Source organism: Acinetobacter sp. BD54 (genome assembly GCF_044778325.1).
Taxonomy (GTDB): domain Bacteria; phylum Pseudomonadota; class Gammaproteobacteria; order Pseudomonadales; family Moraxellaceae; genus Acinetobacter; species Acinetobacter baumannii.
Genome location: NZ_JANJEP010000004.1, coordinates 174,187 through 194,978, shown reverse-complemented (window position 1 = coordinate 194,978; position 20,792 = coordinate 174,187). Strand labels below are relative to the sequence as shown.

General features: G+C 41.1%; 19 protein-coding genes. 9 read left to right on the top strand and 10 right to left on the bottom strand.

Annotated elements, in window-relative coordinates; translation table 11 throughout:
- The first annotated feature begins 9 nt into the window (after positions 1–9).
- The 6 genes from ispG to NQ782_RS08240 all read left to right on the top strand — a co-directional run bounded on the left by ispG (position 10) and on the right by NQ782_RS08240 (position 6,657).
- Complete coding sequence (gene ispG, locus NQ782_RS08265) at positions 10–1,125, top strand: flavodoxin-dependent (E)-4-hydroxy-3-methylbut-2-enyl-diphosphate synthase (protein WP_000572095.1); 1,116 nt, start codon at positions 10–12, stop codon at positions 1,123–1,125.
- Complete coding sequence (gene hisS / locus NQ782_RS08260) at positions 1,122–2,414, top strand: histidine--tRNA ligase (RefSeq protein WP_000095254.1); 1,293 nt, start codon at positions 1,122–1,124, stop codon at positions 2,412–2,414. The genes ispG and hisS overlap by 4 nt, the downstream gene beginning before the upstream one ends.
- A 28-nt stretch (positions 2,415–2,442) precedes the next feature.
- Positions 2,443–3,141, top strand: coding sequence for a tetratricopeptide repeat protein (locus NQ782_RS08255; RefSeq protein WP_000058788.1), 699 nt, complete (start codon positions 2,443–2,445; stop codon positions 3,139–3,141).
- The gene (gene bamB, locus NQ782_RS08250) at positions 3,141–4,286 is read left to right on the top strand and encodes an outer membrane protein assembly factor BamB (protein WP_002132729.1); all 1,146 of its coding nucleotides are present in this window, start codon (positions 3,141–3,143) and stop codon (positions 4,284–4,286) included. Before NQ782_RS08255 ends, bamB begins: the two co-directional genes overlap by 1 nt.
- Before the next feature lie 187 nt (positions 4,287–4,473).
- Complete coding sequence (gene der, locus NQ782_RS08245) at positions 4,474–5,883, top strand: ribosome biogenesis GTPase Der (protein WP_000805592.1); 1,410 nt, start codon at positions 4,474–4,476, stop codon at positions 5,881–5,883.
- Positions 5,884–6,000: 117 nt separating this feature from the next.
- A complete protein-coding gene (locus tag NQ782_RS08240) occupies positions 6,001–6,657 on the top strand; it encodes a 4'-phosphopantetheinyl transferase superfamily protein (RefSeq protein WP_057094183.1) in 657 nt (218 codons plus the stop codon).
- A gap of 67 nt (positions 6,658–6,724) precedes the next feature.
- Here the strand turns inward: NQ782_RS08240 and secB are convergent, their stop codons facing one another.
- From secB to rsgA, 4 genes are all read right to left on the bottom strand, one after another.
- On the bottom strand, positions 6,725–7,183 hold the full coding sequence (secB, locus tag NQ782_RS08235; RefSeq protein ID WP_001288260.1) for a protein-export chaperone SecB: 459 nt from the start codon (positions 7,181–7,183) through the stop codon (positions 6,725–6,727).
- A 27-nt stretch (positions 7,184–7,210) separates the two neighbouring features.
- Complete coding sequence (grxC, locus tag NQ782_RS08230; RefSeq protein ID WP_000729828.1) at positions 7,211–7,468, bottom strand: glutaredoxin 3; 258 nt, start codon at positions 7,466–7,468, stop codon at positions 7,211–7,213.
- A gap of 11 nt (positions 7,469–7,479) precedes the next feature.
- A complete protein-coding gene (locus NQ782_RS08225; RefSeq protein ID WP_000443006.1) occupies positions 7,480–7,896 on the bottom strand; it encodes a rhodanese-like domain-containing protein in 417 nt (138 codons plus the stop codon).
- 97 nt (positions 7,897–7,993) lie between these two features.
- Entirely contained in the window at positions 7,994–9,052 is a 1,059-nt protein-coding gene (gene rsgA, locus NQ782_RS08220) for a small ribosomal subunit biogenesis GTPase RsgA (RefSeq protein ID WP_057094181.1), read from the bottom strand.
- A 125-nt stretch (positions 9,053–9,177) separates the two neighbouring features.
- On the opposite strand from rsgA, the gene orn reads away from it, so the two are divergent.
- The 3 genes from orn (at position 9,178) to NQ782_RS08205 (ending at position 11,571) form a co-directional block, all read left to right on the top strand.
- A complete protein-coding gene (gene orn / locus NQ782_RS08215) occupies positions 9,178–9,744 on the top strand; it encodes an oligoribonuclease (RefSeq protein ID WP_000099436.1) in 567 nt (188 codons plus the stop codon).
- Positions 9,745–9,899: 155 nt separating this feature from the next.
- The gene (locus tag NQ782_RS08210; protein WP_001191562.1) at positions 9,900–10,631 is read left to right on the top strand and encodes a Bax inhibitor-1/YccA family protein; all 732 of its coding nucleotides are present in this window, start codon (positions 9,900–9,902) and stop codon (positions 10,629–10,631) included.
- Positions 10,632–10,767: 136 nt separating this feature from the next.
- On the top strand, positions 10,768–11,571 hold the full coding sequence (locus NQ782_RS08205) for an enoyl-ACP reductase (RefSeq protein ID WP_057094199.1): 804 nt from the start codon (positions 10,768–10,770) through the stop codon (positions 11,569–11,571).
- Positions 11,572–11,639: 68 nt separating this feature from the next.
- Here NQ782_RS08205 and NQ782_RS08200 read toward each other — a convergent pair whose 3' ends face one another.
- From NQ782_RS08200 to leuS, 6 genes are all read right to left on the bottom strand, one after another.
- Positions 11,640–13,034, bottom strand: coding sequence for an efflux transporter outer membrane subunit (locus NQ782_RS08200; RefSeq protein ID WP_171058547.1), 1,395 nt, complete (start codon positions 13,032–13,034; stop codon positions 11,640–11,642).
- Between the two features lie 22 nt (positions 13,035–13,056).
- Positions 13,057–15,051 carry a MacB family efflux pump subunit gene (locus NQ782_RS08195; protein ID WP_000165905.1) on the bottom strand — a complete coding sequence of 665 codons (1,995 nt, stop codon included), beginning with the start codon at positions 15,049–15,051 and terminating at the stop codon, positions 13,057–13,059.
- Between the two features lie 2 nt (positions 15,052–15,053).
- The gene (locus NQ782_RS08190; RefSeq protein WP_024433165.1) at positions 15,054–16,397 is read right to left on the bottom strand and encodes a MacA family efflux pump subunit; all 1,344 of its coding nucleotides are present in this window, start codon (positions 16,395–16,397) and stop codon (positions 15,054–15,056) included.
- 107 nt (positions 16,398–16,504) lie between these two features.
- A complete protein-coding gene (holA, locus tag NQ782_RS08185) occupies positions 16,505–17,494 on the bottom strand; it encodes a DNA polymerase III subunit delta (RefSeq protein WP_000762831.1) in 990 nt (329 codons plus the stop codon).
- A 19-nt stretch (positions 17,495–17,513) separates the two neighbouring features.
- Positions 17,514–18,023, bottom strand: coding sequence for an LPS assembly lipoprotein LptE (gene lptE, locus NQ782_RS08180; protein WP_000549819.1), 510 nt, complete (start codon positions 18,021–18,023; stop codon positions 17,514–17,516).
- Positions 18,024–18,050: 27 nt separating this feature from the next.
- Entirely contained in the window at positions 18,051–20,675 is a 2,625-nt protein-coding gene (leuS, locus tag NQ782_RS08175) for a leucine--tRNA ligase (RefSeq protein WP_057094179.1), read from the bottom strand.
- Positions 20,676–20,792: the final 117 nt, after the last annotated feature.

Genomic DNA, 20,792 nt, shown 5'->3' with positions numbered 1-20,792 from the left:
AGCGATACAATGATAGAGAACCCAATTAAACGTCGACCAACACGTAAAATCCGTGTTGGTTCGGTCTATGTCGGTGGCGATGCACCTATTAGTGTGCAAAGTATGACAAATACCGAAACTTGCGATGTTGACGCAACTGTGGCTCAGATTGAGCGTTGTGTTGATGCAGGTGCAGATATTATGCGTGTTTCAGTGCCTTCTATGGAAGCTGCTGAAGCCTTTGGTGCAATCCGTAAGCGTGTTTCAGTTCCATTAGTAGCTGATATCCATTTTGACCATAGAATTGCTTTGGCAGTTGCAGATTATGGTGCGGACTGCTTGCGTATTAACCCGGGCAATATCGGTTCAGACCAGAAAGTTCGTGAAGTTGTGGCTGCGGCACGTCATCACGGTATTTCTATGCGTATTGGCGTGAATGCGGGTTCTCTAGAAAAAGATTTACAGAAAAAATATGGCGAGCCTACAGGGCAGGCACTTCTTGAGTCAGCTTTACGTCATATTGATATTTTAGACCGTCTTGACTTCCATGAGTTTAAAGTCAGCGTAAAAGCATCGAATGTATTTTTAACTATGGATGCTTATCGTTTACTCTCTCAACAAATTGATAATCCATTACACCTTGGAGTGACTGAAGCTGGTATTTACCGTACAGGTACTGTGAAATCAGCGATTGCTCTTGGTGGGTTATTAATGGAAGGCATTGGCGATACGATGCGTATTTCGCTTGCTGCTGAACCTGAAGATGAAATCAAGATCGGTTTTGATATCTTAAAATCGCTTGGTCTACGTTCTAACGGTATCAACTTTATTGCTTGTCCAAGTTGTTCTCGACAAGAATTTAACGTGATTCAGGTGATGCAGGCTTTAGAAGAGCGTTTAGAAGATATCCGTACACCAATGGACGTTTCGGTTATTGGCTGTAAGGTAAATGGCCCAGGTGAAGCAAAAGAAGCAGATATCGGGGTTGTGGGGGCTGCACCTCGTTCATTGGTTTATCGTAATGGTGAGAAAAGCCATTTAATTGATACCAATCAATTGGTTGATGAAATCGAAACTATGGTTCGTCAACGTGTCCAAGAGCTTGAAGAAGCTAAATCTAAAGAAATTATTCGTAGTTCATCATGAGTTCAATTGTCGCAATCAAAGGTTTTAACGACGTTTTACCAACGCAAACAGCAGCGTGGAGACGTCTCGAGCAGCATTTAGCATCTTTAATGGATGCTTATGGTTACCAACAAATTCGTTTGCCGATCGTTGAACAAACGGGACTGTTTAAACGTGCTATTGGTGATGCAACCGATATCGTAGAAAAAGAAATGTACACATTCTTCGATAAAGGAAACCCACCTGAATCACTGACTTTACGTCCGGAAGGAACAGCGGGTTGTGTTCGTGCGTTGGTTGAACATAACTTGTTGCGTGGTGCTACGCCACGTGTGTGGTATATGGGACCTATGTTCCGTTATGAAAAACCACAAAAAGGCCGTTACCGCCAGTTCCACCAGTTTGGTGTGGAAACTTTTGGTGTAGCGACTCCTGATATCGACGCTGAATTGATTATGTTGACTGCGCGTTTGTGGAAGCGTATGGGTGTTGATCACATGGTTCAACTTGAGTTGAATACTTTGGGTGAAACAGATGAGCGTACGGAATATCGTAATGCTTTGGTTGCGTTCTTAAATGAACATAAAGATGCTTTGGATGAAGATTCACAGCGCCGTTTAACAACAAACCCATTACGTATTTTAGATTCTAAAATTGAGTCGACTCAGAAAATTCTGGAAAATGCGCCGAAATTACATGACTTCTTAAAAGAAGACAGTTTAAGCCACTTCCAGCAATTACAAGATTATTTGACTGCCGCAGGCATTAAATTTGTAATTAACCAAAAATTGGTACGTGGTCTAGATTATTACAATAAAACTGTTTTTGAATGGACAACAACAGCATTAGGGTCGCAAGGTACAGTATGTGCAGGTGGACGCTATGATGGTTTGGTTGGCCAGTTAAAAGGTAAGGCTGATCAGTCTGTTCCAGCGGTCGGTTTTGCAATGGGGATGGAGCGTTTATTGCTTCTACTTGAGCAAGTCGAACAGGCTGAAATTGTACGTGACTGTGAAGCGTTCTTGGTTGCGGAGCCTGCTTATCAATCTAAAGCTTTAGTTCTAGCAGAACAATTACGTGACCAGTTAGAAGCTGCGAATAGTAACATCCGCATTAAAACGGGTTCACAAGGCAGCATGAAGAGTCAGATGAAAAAAGCTGATCAGGCTGGGGCTGTTTACGCCATAATTTTGGGTGAACGTGAGTGGGAAGCACAGCAGCTTGCTGTAAAAGAGTTGGCAACAGCTGAGCAATCACAAGTTGCGTTGGCTGAACTCGTACCATTCTTAATTGAAAAATTTACAAAATAAACTGAAACATCTGGAAAAGGACAATCACATGAGCTTAAGTGATGAAGAACAATTCGACAGCTTAAAGTCGTTCGCCAAAAAATATGGTTCTGCCATGATTAGCGGGATTCTCATTGCATTGATTGCCTTTTTCGGGTGGGAATATTGGCAAAAAAGAAACCTTGCAACGAGTCAGACAGAAACTGCAAAAGTACAGCAGTTAATGGATGAAGCAAATGCAACAGCCGATAATCCAAATGCTTTAGCTTCAATAACAGCTTCGGCAGATAAGATTGTAAAAGACGATATTGATTCAGTTCAGGCGATACAAACTCAATTTGTATTGGCAAAACTTGCATATGAAAAACAAGATTATGCTGCTGCTGAAAAAGCTTTGAAAAAAGTTGAGAATTCAAAAGTAAAAGATGAAGGACTGATTCAGGTTGTAAAATTGCGTTTAGCAGATGCACAATTGGCGCAAAACAAATATGATGAAGCTCTAAAAACCTTGTCTGGTGATGTCGATCCGGCATTTAAAGCAACAGTAGAAGAGTTACGCGGTGATATCTTTGTTGCTAAGAAAGATATTGATTCTGCTAAAAAAGCATATCAAGCTGCATGGGATTCGTTACTGGAACGTAAACAAGAGCGACAAATTTTACAAATTAAACTCGAAAGTGTTGGCGTTTTAGTTGAAGATCCACAGATTGAGCGCCCAATTTTGGAAACACAGGTGGAAGAGTCTTAATGAATCAGAAATTCAAACTGCCTTTGGCAATTGCAATCGCATCGGCTGTATTGGTCGGATGTTCTAGCAACAAAGTAAAAGAAGCAAAACCAAATCCACTACCGAAATTGACTGAGTCAAATAAGAGTTTGGTGCCCGTGTTTTCACGCAGTGTTTCTTCTACGAATAAGGCAGATCCATTACGTTTACAACTTGACGCTAGCGAAGGTGTCGTTTTTACCCTTGATCCTAAGGGTGAAGTTGCTGCATATCGTGGTAAACAACGTCTTTGGGAGAAAAAAGTTAGTAAATTGGGCTTAAGCTCTGGTGTTGAAGCAGCTGAAGGTATTGTTGTTGTTGGTAACAGTAAAGGTCAGTTATTTGCTTTAGATCAGGCAACCGGTGAACAAAAATGGACTGCACAATTATCTGGTGCTTTATTAAGTCCTTCTTTAATTCAGTCTGGCCGCGTGATTACAATTGCAAATGACGGTACTGTATTTGCACATGATGTATCATCTGGACAACAAGTTTGGGCATATAAATTGCCAAATGTTCAGTTCAGTTTACGTGGTCAACCATCGCCAGTGAGTCTTGACCCTCGCACTGTTTTAATTGCTTCTGCAAATGCATATGTTTATGCAATTGATACGATTAGTGGTATTCCGCGCTTCCAACGCCGTGTTGCAGTAAGTGAAGGGCGTTCTGATATTCAGCGTTTAATTGACATTGATGGTGATCCGGTTGTTGCGGGTCAACTCATGGTAACAACTAGTTTCCAAGGCCAAGTAACTGTTACTGATCTTGCTTCTCAACGTGTGGTTTGGAGTGAAGATTCAAGTAGCACCAAGCGTCCAGAAGTTTATGATAATAAAGTGTTTGTTTCGTCAACTGACGGCAAGCTTACTGCTTATGACTTAACAACAGGCGAACAGCTTTGGCAAAATGATAGTCTCTTAAACCGTCATTTAAGTAATCCTGTCGTCTTGGGATCGGACCTTATTGTTGGTGATTTGGATGGTGTTTTACACCTAATCGACCCGACAACAGGTAAGTTGATTGGTCGTTCTAAAACAAGTGGTGAGGTCAATACATTACGTGTGATTGAGAATCAGCTCTATGTTTCGACCCGAAAAGGCGATTTAAGTATTTGGCAGAATCGTTAATTTTGTTCGCTTGTGCTAAAATAGCCGCTTAACAAATTACGCTGTTAAAAATATCGGGGTGTTTGAATTAAATCAGTTCAAAGCCCCGTCTTTTATTATGGTCATATCTGACCTTAAAATATATCTCCTGTACTGTTTCTAATGCTCATGCCATGAGATATGGCTGGTCTTGAATTAAGGTTATTGTATGAAACCCGTTATTGCGCTCATTGGTCGTCCGAATGTCGGAAAATCAACGTTATTTAACCAGATTACCAAGAGTCGTGATGCACTTGTAGCCGACTTCGCGGGTTTGACTCGTGACCGTAAATATGGTGATGCGACTTATCAAAATAAGTCTTTCATTGTTGTTGATACTGGCGGTATTGGTGAAAGTGAAGGCGGTATCGATAACTACATGGCCGAGCAGTCGAAAACAGCCATCAATGAAGCAGATATTATTATTTTTGTAGTTGATGCGCGTGCCGGATTGTTAGCTTCCGATGAGCAAATTGCCCGTGAATTACGTACTTTAGGCAAGAAAATTTATCTTGTTGCCAATAAGGTTGATGGTGTTCATGCTGAAGCTGCTTTGGTTGAGTTCTACAAGCTTGGTATGGGTGAACCATTACAAGTTGCAGCGAGCCATGGCCGTGGCGTACAACAAATGCTTGAGGATGTACTTCAAGATATTCCGGAAGATGAAAATCCTGAAGAGCATGACAAAGATACCGGATTGCGTCTAGCAATTATTGGTCGTCCGAACGTAGGTAAATCAACGTTAGTAAATCGCTTACTTGGTGAAGACCGTGTGGTAGCGTTTGACCAACCGGGTACAACTCGTGACTCTATTTATATTCCGTTCGAGCGTGAAGGTCGTAAATACACTTTAATTGATACAGCAGGTGTACGCCGTAAAGGTAAAGTTGATGAAATGATTGAGAAATTCTCAATTGTGAAGACTTTACAAGCGATGAAAGATGCACATGTGGTGGTGGTTGTAGTTGACGCCCGTGAAGGTATTGTTGAGCAAGACTTACATTTAATTGGCTATGCGCTGGAAGCTGGGCGTGCCATGGTCATTGCGATCAATAAATGGGACAACATGAGTGAATACGACCGCAAGCAGTGTAAGCTTGATGTTGAGCGCCGTTTTGACTTTATTCCTTGGGCTCGAATTCACCTTATTTCTGCTCTACATGGTACTGGGGTGGGTGAGTTATATCCATCAATTCACCGTGCTTATGAGTCTGCAAACTTAAAGGTATCTCCTGCGAAATTGACGCAGATTTTGAATGATGCAACTGATCAGCATCAGCCGCCGACAGTTCAAGGTCGTCGTATTAAAATGCGTTATGCGCACATGGGTGGGCAAAATCCACCGACTATTGTGATTCACGGTAACAAGGTGGATAAGACTCCTGCAGATTACCGCCGTTATTTAGAGAATGTGTTCCGTAAGGTTTATAAGCTTGAAGGTACACCAGTTAAAATTGAATTTAAGACTTCTGAAAACCCGTTTGAAGGCCGTAAGAGTCAGGTCGATGAGCGTACAGCTGCACGTCGTCGTCGTTATATTCAGAAATTCAAAAAAGCAGAAAAGAAATTTAAACGTTAATCTGTTTTTAATTGAAAAAGCCCAAAGTCTTCTTTGGGCTTTTTATTGTATTGTCTAATCAGGTATCAGTAAGGTTTTAATGCTAGCAGTGAATTATGGATGGTTCGGATTAATAAAATGAATAGTAAACATGTGGACATTTATATAGGAAAACTCAATGATTTTTTAAATCGAAAACAACACGACTTTCCCGACTTTCATACATTTAATGAGTATAAAAAACAGCAAATACAACATATTAAAAATAAACTGATTGCTCAAAAGCTAGAGATAGCACCAACTGATTTAGTATTTGCAAAACATGAGTATGGCAAACCTTACTTACTGGACCATGCCCTGCATTTTAATCATTCCCATAGCCAACAATATTATGCTTTAGCGCTGAGTGAGCGAATTAAAGATATTGGTATAGATGTTGAAGAGCTTGATCGTAAAGTACGTCTGGATAGTCTGGCACAACATGCTTTTCATCCTGATGAATATGCAACGTGGCAAAGTCTAGAACAAGATAGAGAATATTGGTTTAAAGTCTGGACGACTAAAGAAGCTGTTTTAAAAGCATCGGGTCTTGGTATACGTTTAGATTTAAATACCTTAAACACCCAAGCACATCCTACAAATCAGGGCGGATTATGTTCGCATGAGCTTATTGGGACATTTGCCTACCAAAACTTTGTGTTAGGTAATATGATCTTAACAGTCGCATGGCGTTCAGAACAATCATGCCGTGGATTCCAGTTTCCTTCTATTCAGATTCATTCACTTGACCGTTAAATCTAAATTACTCTCATAAAAAAACCGCGAATTACGCGGTTTTTTGAGTTGAGGGTAAGCTATAAAATTAAGCTTGACCTTCAACAGCAGCAGCTTGAGCACGTTGCATGTTTGCTTCGAACTCTGCATCAAAGTTAATTGGAGTAAGAAGTAACTGTGGGAAGCTACCTTTTGTTACTAGATCGTTTACCGCTTCACGTAAGAACGGGAACAAAATGTTCGGGCAGTATGCACCCAAAATGTAAGGTAAACGGTCTTCTTCGATATTATCGATTAAGAAAATACCAGATTGAGTTACATCTACGATGAACGCTGTTTCATTGTCGTTATTGGCTTGAACCACAACTTTTAAAGATACTTCAAAGTGAGTTGGGTCAATCTTTTCAGCAGCTGAAGAAAGATTGATGTTAAGTTCAGGTTGCCATTGTTTAGTGAAAACTTGTGCCCCTGGAACCTCAAAAGAAATATCTTTTGTATAAATACGCTCTAAAGCTAATTGTGGTTGAACTTGTTGTTCTTCGCTCATTGTTTTTTCCTTAATATGGATGCGATGTTAAGCCAATAATTCGTCGAGTTTACCTTCACGCTCTAAAGCATAAAGTTGGTCAAAACCACCGATAAACTGATCATTAATAAAAATTTGTGGAACAGTGCGATGATTTGTACGTTGCATTAATTCAGCACGTACTTCTGGCGCTTCAACAGAAAGATTTACTTCTTTGTAAGCAACACCTTTACGCTCAAGTAATTGTTTAGCGCGAACGCAGTACGGGCATACAGAAGTTGAGTAAACAATGACATTTGCTGCCATAACAATTCTCCTTAAGCTTTTGGTTTGCTTTTAACGAGAGGTAAGCCTTGAGCTTTCCAGTTACTGATACCACCATCAAGGCGATAGCTGTCATGGTGAGCGACTTTCTGTAAAGCGCTGCCAGCAACTTGCCCTAGGTTGCAAATAAATACCAATGGACGGTCACTTGCTTTTAATTCATCAGCATGACTTGCAATTTGGCTATAAGGAATATTGCGGCTACCACTAATGTGACCTTCGCGGAAGTCTTTGCTATCGCGTAAGTCAATCAAAAGGGCATTTTTCGCTTTCACTAAAATACCAAGCGACTGTGGAGAAATTTTACGACCGTTACGTTGACCTTCAAAAATGAAGAACAATACGATCAAGACTCCGAGTGTACCAAACAAAATGGGGTGATTCCCCATAAACTCTAACCAGCGTTCCACAAGTCACCTAAAAAAATTAAAAACAAAATTGACCTAGAGTATAGCGTATATAGATGGTGATCAAAATCACCACTTCAAGGGCAAATGGGGTAGAAAATTAGTTTTTTTGCTGCGCTTCTTGAATCTCATCGATTAAACGTAAAAAGCTGTCTAGGCGGCGTGGTAAAATTTCACCTGCTTCAACAGCCTGTTTTAAGCCACAGTTCTTTTCATGAGTATGAGTGCAATTACGGAACTGACACGAACCTAAATGTGCTTCGATTTCAGGGAAGCCCATACGAATTTTATCTAAATCGAGATGCCAAAGTCCAAACTCGCGAATTCCCGGTGAATCAATTAAGGCGCCATTTTTACCAAAGTTGATTAAACGAGTAGAAGTCGTGGTGTGCTGTCCAAGTGCTGAGTTTTCAGAAATGATATTGGTTTTTTGTTCAGCATCTGGAATGAGCACATTAATAAGTGAGCTTTTCCCAACCCCTGACTGACCTACAAAAGCTACTGTCTCGCCATCAAGACGCTGGGACAATGTTGAGATGTCACCTTTAGAATGACAAATCATGACTTCATAGCCTAAATTTTCATACTCTTTGAGCATGTCGAGAATCGGATCATTTTCAGTGAGTAAATCTGATTTATTAAGCACTAAAAGAGCCGGAATATTCGCATCTGCACATGCCACTAAGTAGCGATCAATCAAAGTAGGTGCTGGTTCTGGCAGTGGGGCAAAAACAATAACGATTAAGCTGATATTCGCAGCTACAGGTTTTACTTTGTGATAGCGATCCGGGCGTGTAAGTAAAGATGTACGTGGATGAATTGCGGTAATAATCCCTAAACCTGTATTAGGGTCAGCTTGCCACTTCACTCGGTCACCAGTGACCAGTAATTCAAGGTTTGTACGGGTGTGACAGCGCCAAACGCTATTTAATTCAATCGGTTTCCAAAACGGTTCTGGTTCGCCTTCAGCGACTTGCGGTTTTTCTGGGTGATGAGCGGGTACAGAAAGTGCCTGTACTTCAAGTTGACGTCCATAGTGCTGTACAACCAGCCCATCTAGATCTTGTGAAGTATCGACTTCTTCTTGGCGAGTTTTATGCTGTTTTTCAATACGACGTTGCTGTTGCTCAGTTAAACGACGCTTACGAATTAGAGCCATTCATATCCCAAAAAAACCATTGTTTGAAGACCGCAAAAATAGCACGAAGCTGGTATGGAATTACAGCGCAGAAGCAAGAAATTTGCTACTATTGATGTTTTTACGGCACTTTAGAACGTACATTCATGAGCAGTACTTTAAATACACGATTAATTTGGATTGATCTGGAAATGACAGGTTTAGATACCGACAACGACCAGATTATTGAAATTGCAACAATTATTACAGATGATCATTTAAATGTACTTGCCGAAGGTCCGGTTTTGGCTATTCATCAACCTGATCGTATTTTAAATGCAATGGATGAGTGGAATACGCGTCAGCACGGCCAGTCAGGTTTAATTGAACGAGTTCGTCGTAGTAAATTGACCGCTCGTGATGCTGAGTTACAGACTTTAGAATTCCTAAAAAAATGGGTAAATCCAAAAGTTTCACCAATGTGTGGTAACTCGATTTGTCAGGATCGCCGTTTCTTACATCGTCTTATGCCTGAACTAGAGCAGTATTTCCACTATCGTAATCTTGACGTATCTACAGTAAAAGAACTCTCAAAACGCTGGCGTCCTGAAATTATGAGTGGTCTGAAAAAAAATGCATCACATTTAGCTATGGATGACATTCGTGATTCCATTTCTGAGCTTAAGTATTACCGCGAATACTTCTTTATTATGAATACTGACGGTAAAGATTGATTAGGTTATTCAAGTAAGAAGAAAAGGGGGCGAAAGCTCCCTTTTTTATTGTTTAAAGGACATTGTTACAATAATGCCAAGTGGGAATTTGGCTTTCATATTCATTTTGCTTAAAATGATGTTTTAAGTTTATTTATTATAAAAAGAGAGCATTTATGCAAAGTAATAACCCGATACTGACACGCGTTGAAACGGTCAGTGACTATAGTCAACCGATGACCGTGCAAGGTGCGATTCAAAAATCTGTTATGTTGACCATCATTGCTGCTGCAGTGGGTGTCGCTTTATTTTTCTATGCAGCCTTTACTGCAAATGTTGGTATTGCTTATGCGGCTTCAATTGTGGGTGCAATTGGCGGCTTGGTTTTAGCTTTAATTACGACTTTTAAACCAACGACTGCACCAACTTTAGCAATTCCTTATGCTTTATTTGAAGGGGCTTTCTTAGGTGGTATTTCTTTTACTTTCCAGTTGAAATATCCGGGCGTTCCTCTTCAAGCGTTATTGGCAACTTTCGTCACGACTTTGGTGATGTTTGGTCTATATAAGTTTCAAATCATACGCGCAACTGAAAAGTTCAAATCAGTTGTGATCTCTGCATCTTTGGCGATCTTTATTGTATTTATCGTGCAGATGGTGATGCGTTTAGCGTTTGGCTCAAGCATTCCTTATATTTTTGAAAGCAACTGGTTAGGTATTGGTTTTGCTGCTTTTGTTGCAGTGATTGCTTCACTGAACCTAATTTTAGATTTTGATTTGATCGAAACTAATGCAGCATATCGTGCACCAAAATTCATGGAATGGTTGTGTGGTATTGCCTTACTTGCAACTTTAGTATGGATGTATATCTCGTTCTTACGTTTGCTTGGCTTATTGTCTGACGACTAAAAATGAGTTGGTAAAAAGTTGCTCCTAAATCGGAGCGATTTTTTTTCGTGCGATTTTTGAAAAAAGATGCATTATGCAATTTCGAAAAACGTTGAATATTGGCATTATGCTGAAAATTGTTTTGAGTGAGATCGGCATGACACAAGGACTTTTAGCAGGTAAACGCTTTTTGATTGCAGGCGTTGCTAGTAAATTATCAATTGCTTATGGTATTGCACAAGCATTACACCGTGAAGGTGCTGAGCTTGCATTTACTTATCCAAACGAAAAATTAAAAAAACGTGTAGATGAGTTTGCTGAGCAATTCGGTTCTAAGCTTGTGTTTCCATGTGATGTTGCCGTTGATGCTGAAATTGATAATGCATTTGCGGAACTTGCAAAACATTGGGACGGCGTAGACGGTGTTGTGCACTCAATCGGCTTTGCACCTGCGCACACGCTTGATGGTGACTTCACTGACGTGACTGACCGTGACGGTTTTAAAATTGCTCATGACATTAGCGCATACAGCTTTGTTGCAATGGCACGTGCTGCAAAACCTTTATTGCAAGCTCGCCAAGGTTGTTTATTAACTTTGACTTACCAAGGTTCTGAGCGCGTTATGCCTAACTACAACGTAATGGGTATGGCAAAAGCATCTTTAGAAGCTGGCGTTCGTTACTTGGCATCAAGTTTGGGTATTGACGGTATCCGTGTAAACGCAATTTCTGCGGGTCCAATTCGTACTTTAGCTGCTTCTGGTATTAAATCTTTCCGTAAAATGCTAGATGCTAACGAAAAAGTTGCGCCATTAAAACGTAACGTAACCATTGAAGAAGTGGGTAATGCAGCGTTATTCCTATGCTCACCTTGGGCTTCAGGTATTACTGGTGAAATCTTATATGTAGATGCTGGTTTCAATACTGTAGGTATGAGCCAATCTATGATGGATGATGAATAAGTCTTAAGATTTATTCAGACATAAAAAAAGCCGTAGTTGAAGGACTACGGCTTTTTACTGGGCGCAAGTTATTGCGGCAGTTCTTTTACAGGTGAACCACCTAATGCCTGCATAAGGGTGACATAAGCGTTGTATTGGCTTTGTTTGGTTTCAACAAGACTCAAGCGCGCAGTACGTGTAGTTTGCTGTGCATCAAGAAGTGTTTTTAACGCAACAGCGCCATAACGGTAGCGGACTTCAGTTAAACGTTCAGTTTTTTCTGCAAGTTCGACATTACGCTCTTGTAACGCTACTTGTTTGTCGAGTTCTGTGCGGCTTGATAACGCGTTTTCTACATCAGCAAAAGCCTGATAAAGCGTTTGGCGATATTGAATAATCGCTTTTTCATAATCTAGGTTGCTAATCGCGATATCTTTTTTCATATCGTTATATTGCAAAAACGGTAAGCTTAAACTCGCTCCAAGCGTAAGGGCAGGGTTACGTAATAACTCCGTTAACGATGTGCTGCTTGAACCTAAACTACTGGTTAAGCTAATTGACGGATAGTAGCTTGCTTTAGTCGCATCTTTAGTTGCCAATGCCTTTCTTAAACGAAGCTCAGCTGCTTGCAAGTCTGGGCGACGTGACAAAATATCCGCTGGTAAACCCGCACCAATAGCAGGTAGCGCTGTACGTGGTAAACGCTGTGGCTCTTGAATATTGAGTTGCTGTACTGGCTGATGCAATAACACAGCAATGGCTGTACGCGTTTCAACAAGCTGTTGCTCAATCTGGCTTAAACTTGCTTTTTGGCTTTGAACAGACTGCTCGGCTTGCGTAAGGTCTAATCCTGAAACTGCACCTGCTTTATACTGAGTTTGAACCAATTGATAAAGCTTTTGTGAAGTGGCTAAGCTTTGCTGCGCAGTTGCATAACGTTCATTTAAATAGCCGAGTTGCCAGTAGAGTTTCGCAGTAGTGGCAATCAAACTTTGACCAGTAGCTTGAAGATCTTGTTCGGTTGCTAAGGCTTCCCATTTACTTGCTTCAGTTTGACGAGCAAGCTTGCCAAACAAATCAAGTTCATAGCTCACCCCAGCACTCATTGATAAACCTTTCGCACTGTCATCTCCCGAATTTAAGTCGAAAGAATGCCCTGTAGAAACACTAGAGCTGGTCCGTAAGCCTTGTTTATTCGCGGTTAAATCAGCTTGCAAGCGTGCTTGCTGGAGTGTGATTCCCGCAACAGCCAAATCACTATTGCGCTCTAAAACATTAGTTACGAGTTGGTTGAGCTGTGTATCTCCAAACAATGTCCACCAACGGTCAGAATATTGCTCAACCGATGCTGTTTTAGCTTTAGCCTTATCGTACTGAAAACTGCCCGGAACTTGTACAGCTGGTGCTTGGTAAGGTGTTTTTACTACAGCGGCACATCCCACAAGAGAACTAGTGAGGAGAAGTGCTGCGCTAAGTTTAGTCATAGAAAAAGACATGCAATTTTCCTTATTCTCGTGATAGTGCTGCAACAGGGTCAAGTTTTGCTGCATTCTTGGCAGGTAAGAAGCCGAATACGACACCAATCAATGTTGAACACACAAACGCAGCAACAATTGATGTGGTTGAATAGGCGACAGCAAAGTTGCCACCGGCAAACTTATTAATCAGTTGTCCTAAGCCAAGTGATAGCAGTACGCCAAGTACACCACCAATCAAACATACTAAAATTGCTTCAATCAGGAACTGCTGCAAAATATCACTTTGTCGAGCACCCACAGCCATACGTACACCAATTTCTTGCGTACGTTCAGTCACCGAAACCAGCATAATATTCATTACCCCGATACCACCAACTACCAGAGAAATTACAGCAATTGCTGATACTAAGAGGGTCATAGTACTTGTGGTTTTCTCAATGGTTTGTCGGATACTGTCACTGTTCATGGTGAAAATATCTTGGGCACCGTGGCGTTGGGTTAATAAGTTAACAATGGCGTTTTCAGCAGCACTGGTCGAGTATTTATCATTAATACGTACGACAATATTACGGACATGCGCTTGCCCTAACATACGGCTCATGACCGTGGTATAAGGCATATATACATTCAGCGTGTCATCCGAACCCATTCCACTGGTCTGAGGTTCTACAATGCCGATAATACGAGCTGGTACGCTACCCAGTAACACGACTTGCCCGATTGGGTTAGTACCATCGCTAAAGAATTGTTTTTGCGTATTGGTATCAATGACTACATCTTGTGAACGGTCGCGGACACTTCGTTGATCAAAGGTTTGGCCGTCTTTAAAAACTAGACCTTTTACATCAAAATAATCGTTACTTACGCCGTTAATAGTCGCGTTTGCTTCATTTTGTTGATAACGCATGGTCTTGGATGTACTGACCATCGGGCTGACTGCACTGACATAAGGCTGTGTCATTAATGCATCGGCATCGGCAGGAACCAGCGTTTTAAAATTGGCTGTCTTGGAGTTATCACCAAAACCACGACCTTGGAATACCGTAATTGTGTTGGTGCCTAAACTGCTAATGTTACTCAAAATCTGTTGTTGAGAGCCATTACCTAGCGCAACTACCGTTACGACCGAAGCAATACCAATAATGATCCCCAACATGGTTAAGAAAGTACGCATGCGGTGGGCATTCATGGACAGTAAAGCCATTTGAAAGGCTTCGGATAAGCGATCTAGGGTTGAACGCCAAGCCGAAATACTTTTGCCTTTTTTCTGCTTATTTTGTAAAGCAGGTGCTGCATCTGGATCAGATTTAACTTCTTCTAAAGACTGGTCTGGAACATTAGGGCGGTCACTAATAATTTCCCCATCACTAATTTCGATAATACGCGTTGCATTCTTTGCAACTTGCATATCGTGCGTTACCAAAATAATCGTATGGCCAGCCGCGTTGAGTTCACGCAAAATTCGCATCACTTCAACGCCGCTATGTGAATCGAGTGCCCCTGTTGGTTCGTCGGCCAAGATCACATCGCCGCCATTCATTAAGGCACGTGCAATCGACACACGTTGCTGTTGACCACCTGAAAGCTGACTTGGTCGGTTTTGCGTTTTAGTACCTAAACCTAACTCCGTGAGCAGGGCAGTAGCTCGCTGTTTACGGTCTGCTGGAGTAACACCAGCATAAACAGCTGGAACCTCAACGTTACCTTCAGCTGATAAGTCACCCAGTAAATGATAGCGCTGGAAAATAAAGCCAAAATATTCACGGCGTAACTGCGCTAACTGGTCGGGCTCTAGCTTACCGGTTTCTTGACCATTAACCTTATAACTACCACTTGTTGGGCGGTCCAGACAGCCCAAAATATTCATGAGTGTTGATTTCCCAGAGCCGGACTGACCGACAATGGCAACCAGTTCACCTTCATAAATGGTCAGGTCAATGCCTTTTAAAATTTGAATCGTGCTTTCGCCAGCAGGGAATTCCCGGACCAGATTGCTGACTTCAAGCAAAGCTTGTTTTGTCATGCTTACATTCCCATTGGACCACTACGGCGACGGTTATTACCACTGTTTGCAGAAGCTGCAGAGTTTTCTGAACTATCAGCAATCACAACTTGGTCACCTTGTTTTAATCCGGCAAGTACTTGTGCATTTACACGGTTATTAATACCTACCAAAATTTGTGTTGGTTTAGTCGTACCATCTGCTTGTAAAACGCGAACTACACTCAGAGTTGCTTTGCCTTGTTCAATAAGCTGTTTTTGTTCAGGAGTTAAATTTAAGCGTTCTAAACGGGCGCCGTTACCTTGATGCTTGCGTTCTGCACTTGGAGTAGAACTTGCTTTATCTGCTGATTGACCTTGTTGTTTTCTTTGGCCAGAAAATTGTTTGCTACTTAACGCAGAAGATGGAACCAATAAGGCATTTTTTGCTGAATTTAATACGATATAAACTTGTGCAGTCATATCAATACGCAATTTGCCGTCCGTATTTGGAACATCAAATAAAGCGTTGTAGTAAACAGCTGAGCTTGTTGTTGAACTTGTGGTGCTGTTTGATTCACTAGAGATTGAATCTGGAGCAGGTTCAATTTGACGTAAGGTTGCATAGCGCTTGGTTTCATCACCTAAGGTCGTGAAATAGACCTGCTGACCTTTTTCCACTTTCATAATATCGGCTTCACTCACCTGTGCTTTAATCGTCATATTTTGAAGTTTTGCAATTTTGACGATAGTAGGAGCGCTTTGGTTTGCGTTTACCGTTTGACCTTCTTCAGTCACAATCGCAACAACCGTACCATCAGTTGGTGCAACAATACGTGTATAGCCAATATTGGTTTGTGCTGTTGAACGCGTTATTTTTGCAGACTCAATTTGTGCATCTAATGCTTTAACTTGTGCCTGAGCTGTTTTATAAGCAGCTTCAGCCGACTCTAAATCTGCACGAGGTGTTGCATCTTGAGCATACATTTGTTGTTGACGACGATATTCGAGTTGTTTCTCGTTTAAAGAAGCGATTTGCTGAAGACGCTGTGCCTCTAAATTTTTAATATTAGCATCAGATGTTTTTAAACTGTTTTCTTGGGTGGTCGAGTCAATTTGTGCAATAAGTTGACCTTGTTTTACTTGATCACCAAGCTGCACATACATCTTTTTAACCTGACCAGATACCTGAGCACCCACACTAATGAGCTTGGTTGCATCAAGTGTACCGGTTGCAAGCACATTATTCTCAATATCTCCGCGAGTTACCTCTGCTGTAATATATTGAGGTTGCTGTTGTTTAGGCTTTAAGAATTTCCAAGCTAAGACAGCAATAATGGCGATACAGACGACAATAATTACGAGTTTAATTGGCTTTATTTTTGGCATGGCGAGAGGTCGAAAAGTCTAAAATTTAACTTAGTATAAGAGTCAAATGAGGATAAAACGTGAATTTTTATGATATTTCAATAAAGCAGGCAAATGATTTGGCTGCCCTAATGTATAAATAATGTTTTTCCACACAGCTCGGCAATGGCTTGTTGCATTAAATGTTGGGCATTCTCATTTGACATGCCTTTGATTGCGGCATCAATTTGTAAAAGTAGAGCAGACCATCCCAAAAATTGCTGTGGATTGAGTCTTCTTAATGCTTGTTGATATAAGCTAACTTTTGTTTTCCATATACCCAGTTGTAATGCATTATGTGGTTGTTCAAACAACTGCATTAATAAACGCATTTCTTTACTTAATGTCCATAAGATCAAGCTTTCCGGTTCACCGGAACCGATTAAATATTGAAAGATCTTAATGGACTGAGCAAGATTACCTTCTAATAACGCATCGCTTAAATCGTAAGTGGTGTAACGAGACTGATCTTGTAGACACGCATATAACTGTTCAATTTGAATTAGTTTCTGGTCTGGAAAAGTATCTCTTACCCGCATCAAGCTATTTTTAGCAGCGAGCAGGTTATGCTCATGATGCTGCATGAGCCACTGCCAAGCATCATTGTCGAGTTGAATTTCTAACTTCTCAGCCTCAGCGGCTAATATTCGTTGGCGGTCTTGCGGATAGTTAGCAGTAAGGGCAACAACCACACCGTTCGCTTCAACAACTTGGAAAAAAGCAGATTTTAAGCTGCTACTGTCTTGTTTGGGTAAAACAATTAACAGCAGGTTAGTTTCATTATGTTGGATATAACTTTTTAGTTGTTTTAAACCATTGGCATCGGGCTTGATATTGCCGTGAACTTCAATCGCAAGTTGCTGAGAAAATAAAGATAGGCTGTTCAGTGCATTAAAGACATTTTTCCAGTCACTTACACTACTAATATCATAGCGCTGTCTTTCAATGTCTTGTTGCTGCCAGCTTTTGCGAAAAGTGTCGAGTAAATTTTGTTCTAATAAAGGTTCCTGTCCATGCAGGATCCACGCACCCCGAGCTTCCGGAATGCGTTTGAGGGCTTGTAAATAGTCAAGTTTCATTACTTAAGAAAAGATACGTCTATGGTTGAGCTTTTGGTAAGCGATTGGCTGAAATTTGACGAGTAATTTGCTGTGCAAGGTCATCAATTACAATACGTTGCAAGTAACTCTCTTGCTGGTTCTCAGTGTTGACCGTTGCCAAGTCATATTGATAACTACGAGCTGCGGTTAAAGTACGCGGCTCTGTAATTTTATTACCTTGACGGTCTTCGATTTGGAAAGTTACAGTCAAGCGTAATAACACTTCTGTAAGTTTACCATTTAGAAGCTGACGACGAGGCGTGTATTCTAAAACACGAAGAACATAGGCGTCATTGTCATTGCTGAGCTGAACACCATTTGCCGTTAAATACACTTTTAATTGTGTTTCAAGGTCATCGGTTTTTGCCGGTAACTCAAGGCTTAATTTTTTATAAACAAGTGGAGTCGCAGTCGGGTTGGTTCCTTTTAAATGGAAACCACACCCGACTAAGCCTGCACTAAGGCCTAAGGTTAAAACAACAGCGGCTAAACGTTGGGCTAAGTGCATGCTTGATCCTCTCATTAATACCTGTAATTAAACCACGAGGTTAACCAATTTGTTTGGAACCACAATCTCTTTTTTGGTTGGTCCTGTTAAGAACTGCTGAACTTCTGGTAATGCTTTCGCTTGAGCTAATAACTCATCTTTAGAAATATCAACAGAAACTTCAAGTTTACCGCGAAGTTTACCATTTACTTGTACAACAATCGTTTGAGTATTGCGGGTTAATGCAGAAGCATCAACTTCAGGGAAAGTTGCTTCTGTTAAGTCCGTACCAAACTGAGCCAATAAAGTCTGGCTTAAATGCGGAGCAAATGGAGCAAGTAAAGTTAACAATGTGGTGATTGCTTCACGTTCTACAGCAACGTCATTGTCATCTTTTGCTTCAAACTTATTGCTTGCGTTTAACAATTCCATCAATGCAGCAATTGCAGTATTGAACGCATGACGACGCTCAATATCATCACTTACTTTTTGAATGGTTTCGTGTGTCTTACGACGTAAATCTTGAGCATCTTTAGACAAGTTTGCTTTATCGATTGCTGTTGCAGAGTTTCCTTTTTCAAGGAAGCTTGCTGCTAGACGCCATACACGTTTCAAGAAACGGTTTGCACCTTCAACACCTGCATCAGACCATTCTAAAGATTGATCTGGTGGTGCAGCAAACATCATAAATACACGAGCTGTATCTGCGCCGTATTGATCAATAATGGCTTGTGGGTCAATACCGTTATTTTTCGACTTGGACATTTTTTCTTGTCCGCCGATAATCACTTCTTGACCATCACCTGAATATTTTGCAGAAATGATGCGGCCTTTCTCATCACGTTCTAATTCGATGTCAGCAGGGTTGAACCAAGTTTTCTTACCATTTTCTGCTTCACGATAGAAAGTATCTGCAAGCACCATGCCTTGAGTTAACAAGTTGGTAAATGGCTCATTACCTTGTACGACACCTTCATCACGCATTAATTTGTGGAAGAAACGTGCATAAAGTAAGTGAAGAATCGCGTGTTCAACACCACCAATATACTGGTTTACAGGAAGCCAGTTTTTAGCTGCTTCAGGTTTTACCATACCACCAGTAAAGTCTGGAGATGCATAGCGTGCGTAGTACCAAGATGATTCTACGAATGTGTCCAATGTATCTGTTTCACGGCGTGCATCGCCACCACAGCAAGGACATTTCGTTTCATAGAATTCAGGCATCTTATTTAATGGGTTACCTGAACCATCTGGAACAACATCAGTTGGTAATACAACCGGAAGTTGATCTTCAGGAACTGTGACTTGACCACAAGTATCACAGTTAATCATTGGAATTGGGCAACCCCAGTAACGTTGACGAGAAACACCCCAGTCACGTAAACGGAATTGAACTTTAGAATTTGCTAAACCTTGTGGTTCTAATTTTGCAAGGAATGCATCGAATGCAGCTTGGAATTCTAGACCGTCAAACTCGCCAGAGTTAACAAGTTTACCTTCTTTAGAACCGTACCATTCTTGCCACTCGGTAGCAGAATAATCTGCATCGTCAGCACCTTTGGCATCAATCACTTGCTTAATTGGCAAGTTGAACTTGTTTGCAAATTCAAAGTCACGTTCATCATGTGCTGGTACAGCCATCACTGCGCCAGAACCGTAAGACATTAATACGTAGTTCGCAATCCAGACAGGAAGCTCTTCGCCAGTTACAGGGTGTTTTACGAACAAACCTGTTGCCATACCTTTCTTCTCGGCTGTAGCCAAGTCAGCTTCTGCAACTGAACCCATGCGGCATTCTTCAATAAATGCAGCCAATTCAGGGTTATTTTCAGCAGCTTTAAGCGCAAGAGGGTGTTCTGCTGCAACGGCAACGTATGTCACACCCATAAGTGTGTCGGCACGTGTTGTATAAACAGTTAAGCCATCAGCATAAATTTCAGTATTGGCAGATGGGAAGGTAATTTCCATACCAGTAGAGCGACCAATCCAGTTACGCTGCATGGTCAACACTTGTTGAGGCCAGCCGTCTTGTAGAGTGTCTAGGTCGTCTAATAATTCTTGTGCATAGTCCGTAATACGGAAGTAGTACATTGGAATATCGCGTTTTTCAACCAATGCACCTGAACGCCAACCACGACCATTTTCAACTTGTTCGTTTGCCAAAACTGTTTGGTCAACCGGGTCCCAGTTTACTGTTGAAAGTTTACGGTAGATTAAACCTTTTTTATAAAGCTGAACGAACAACCATTGTTCCCAGTGATAGTACTCTGGTGTACACGTTGCAAATTCACGATCCCAATCTATAGATAGACCTAATTTTTTTAATTGGTCACGCATGTAAGCGATGTTTTCAAATGTCCATTTTGCCGGAGCAACTTTATGGGCAATTGCAGCATTTTCCGCTGGTAAACCAAATGCATCCCAACCCATAGGTTGTAATACGGTTTCGCCTTTTAAACGGTAAAAACGGCTAATTACATCGCCAATGGTATAGTTACGCACATGACCCATGTGCAGTTTGCCACTTGGGTAAGGGAACATTGACAGGATGTAGCGATGTTTACCTTCGACAGTGTCGGCAACTTTAAAGACTTTACGATTTTCCCAATCTTGTTGGACTGATGGTTCAATCGTGTTTGCTTGATATTCTGGGTCAATGTGAGAAATAGTCATAGACGTAAGCTATACAACGAAAATTGAAATGAAAGATTGCTGCACAGCATAGCGCAAAATAGAGGAAAATGTCAGTTTTTAGAGCAGGATTTTATCTTTTAATCTGCGCTATAAAAT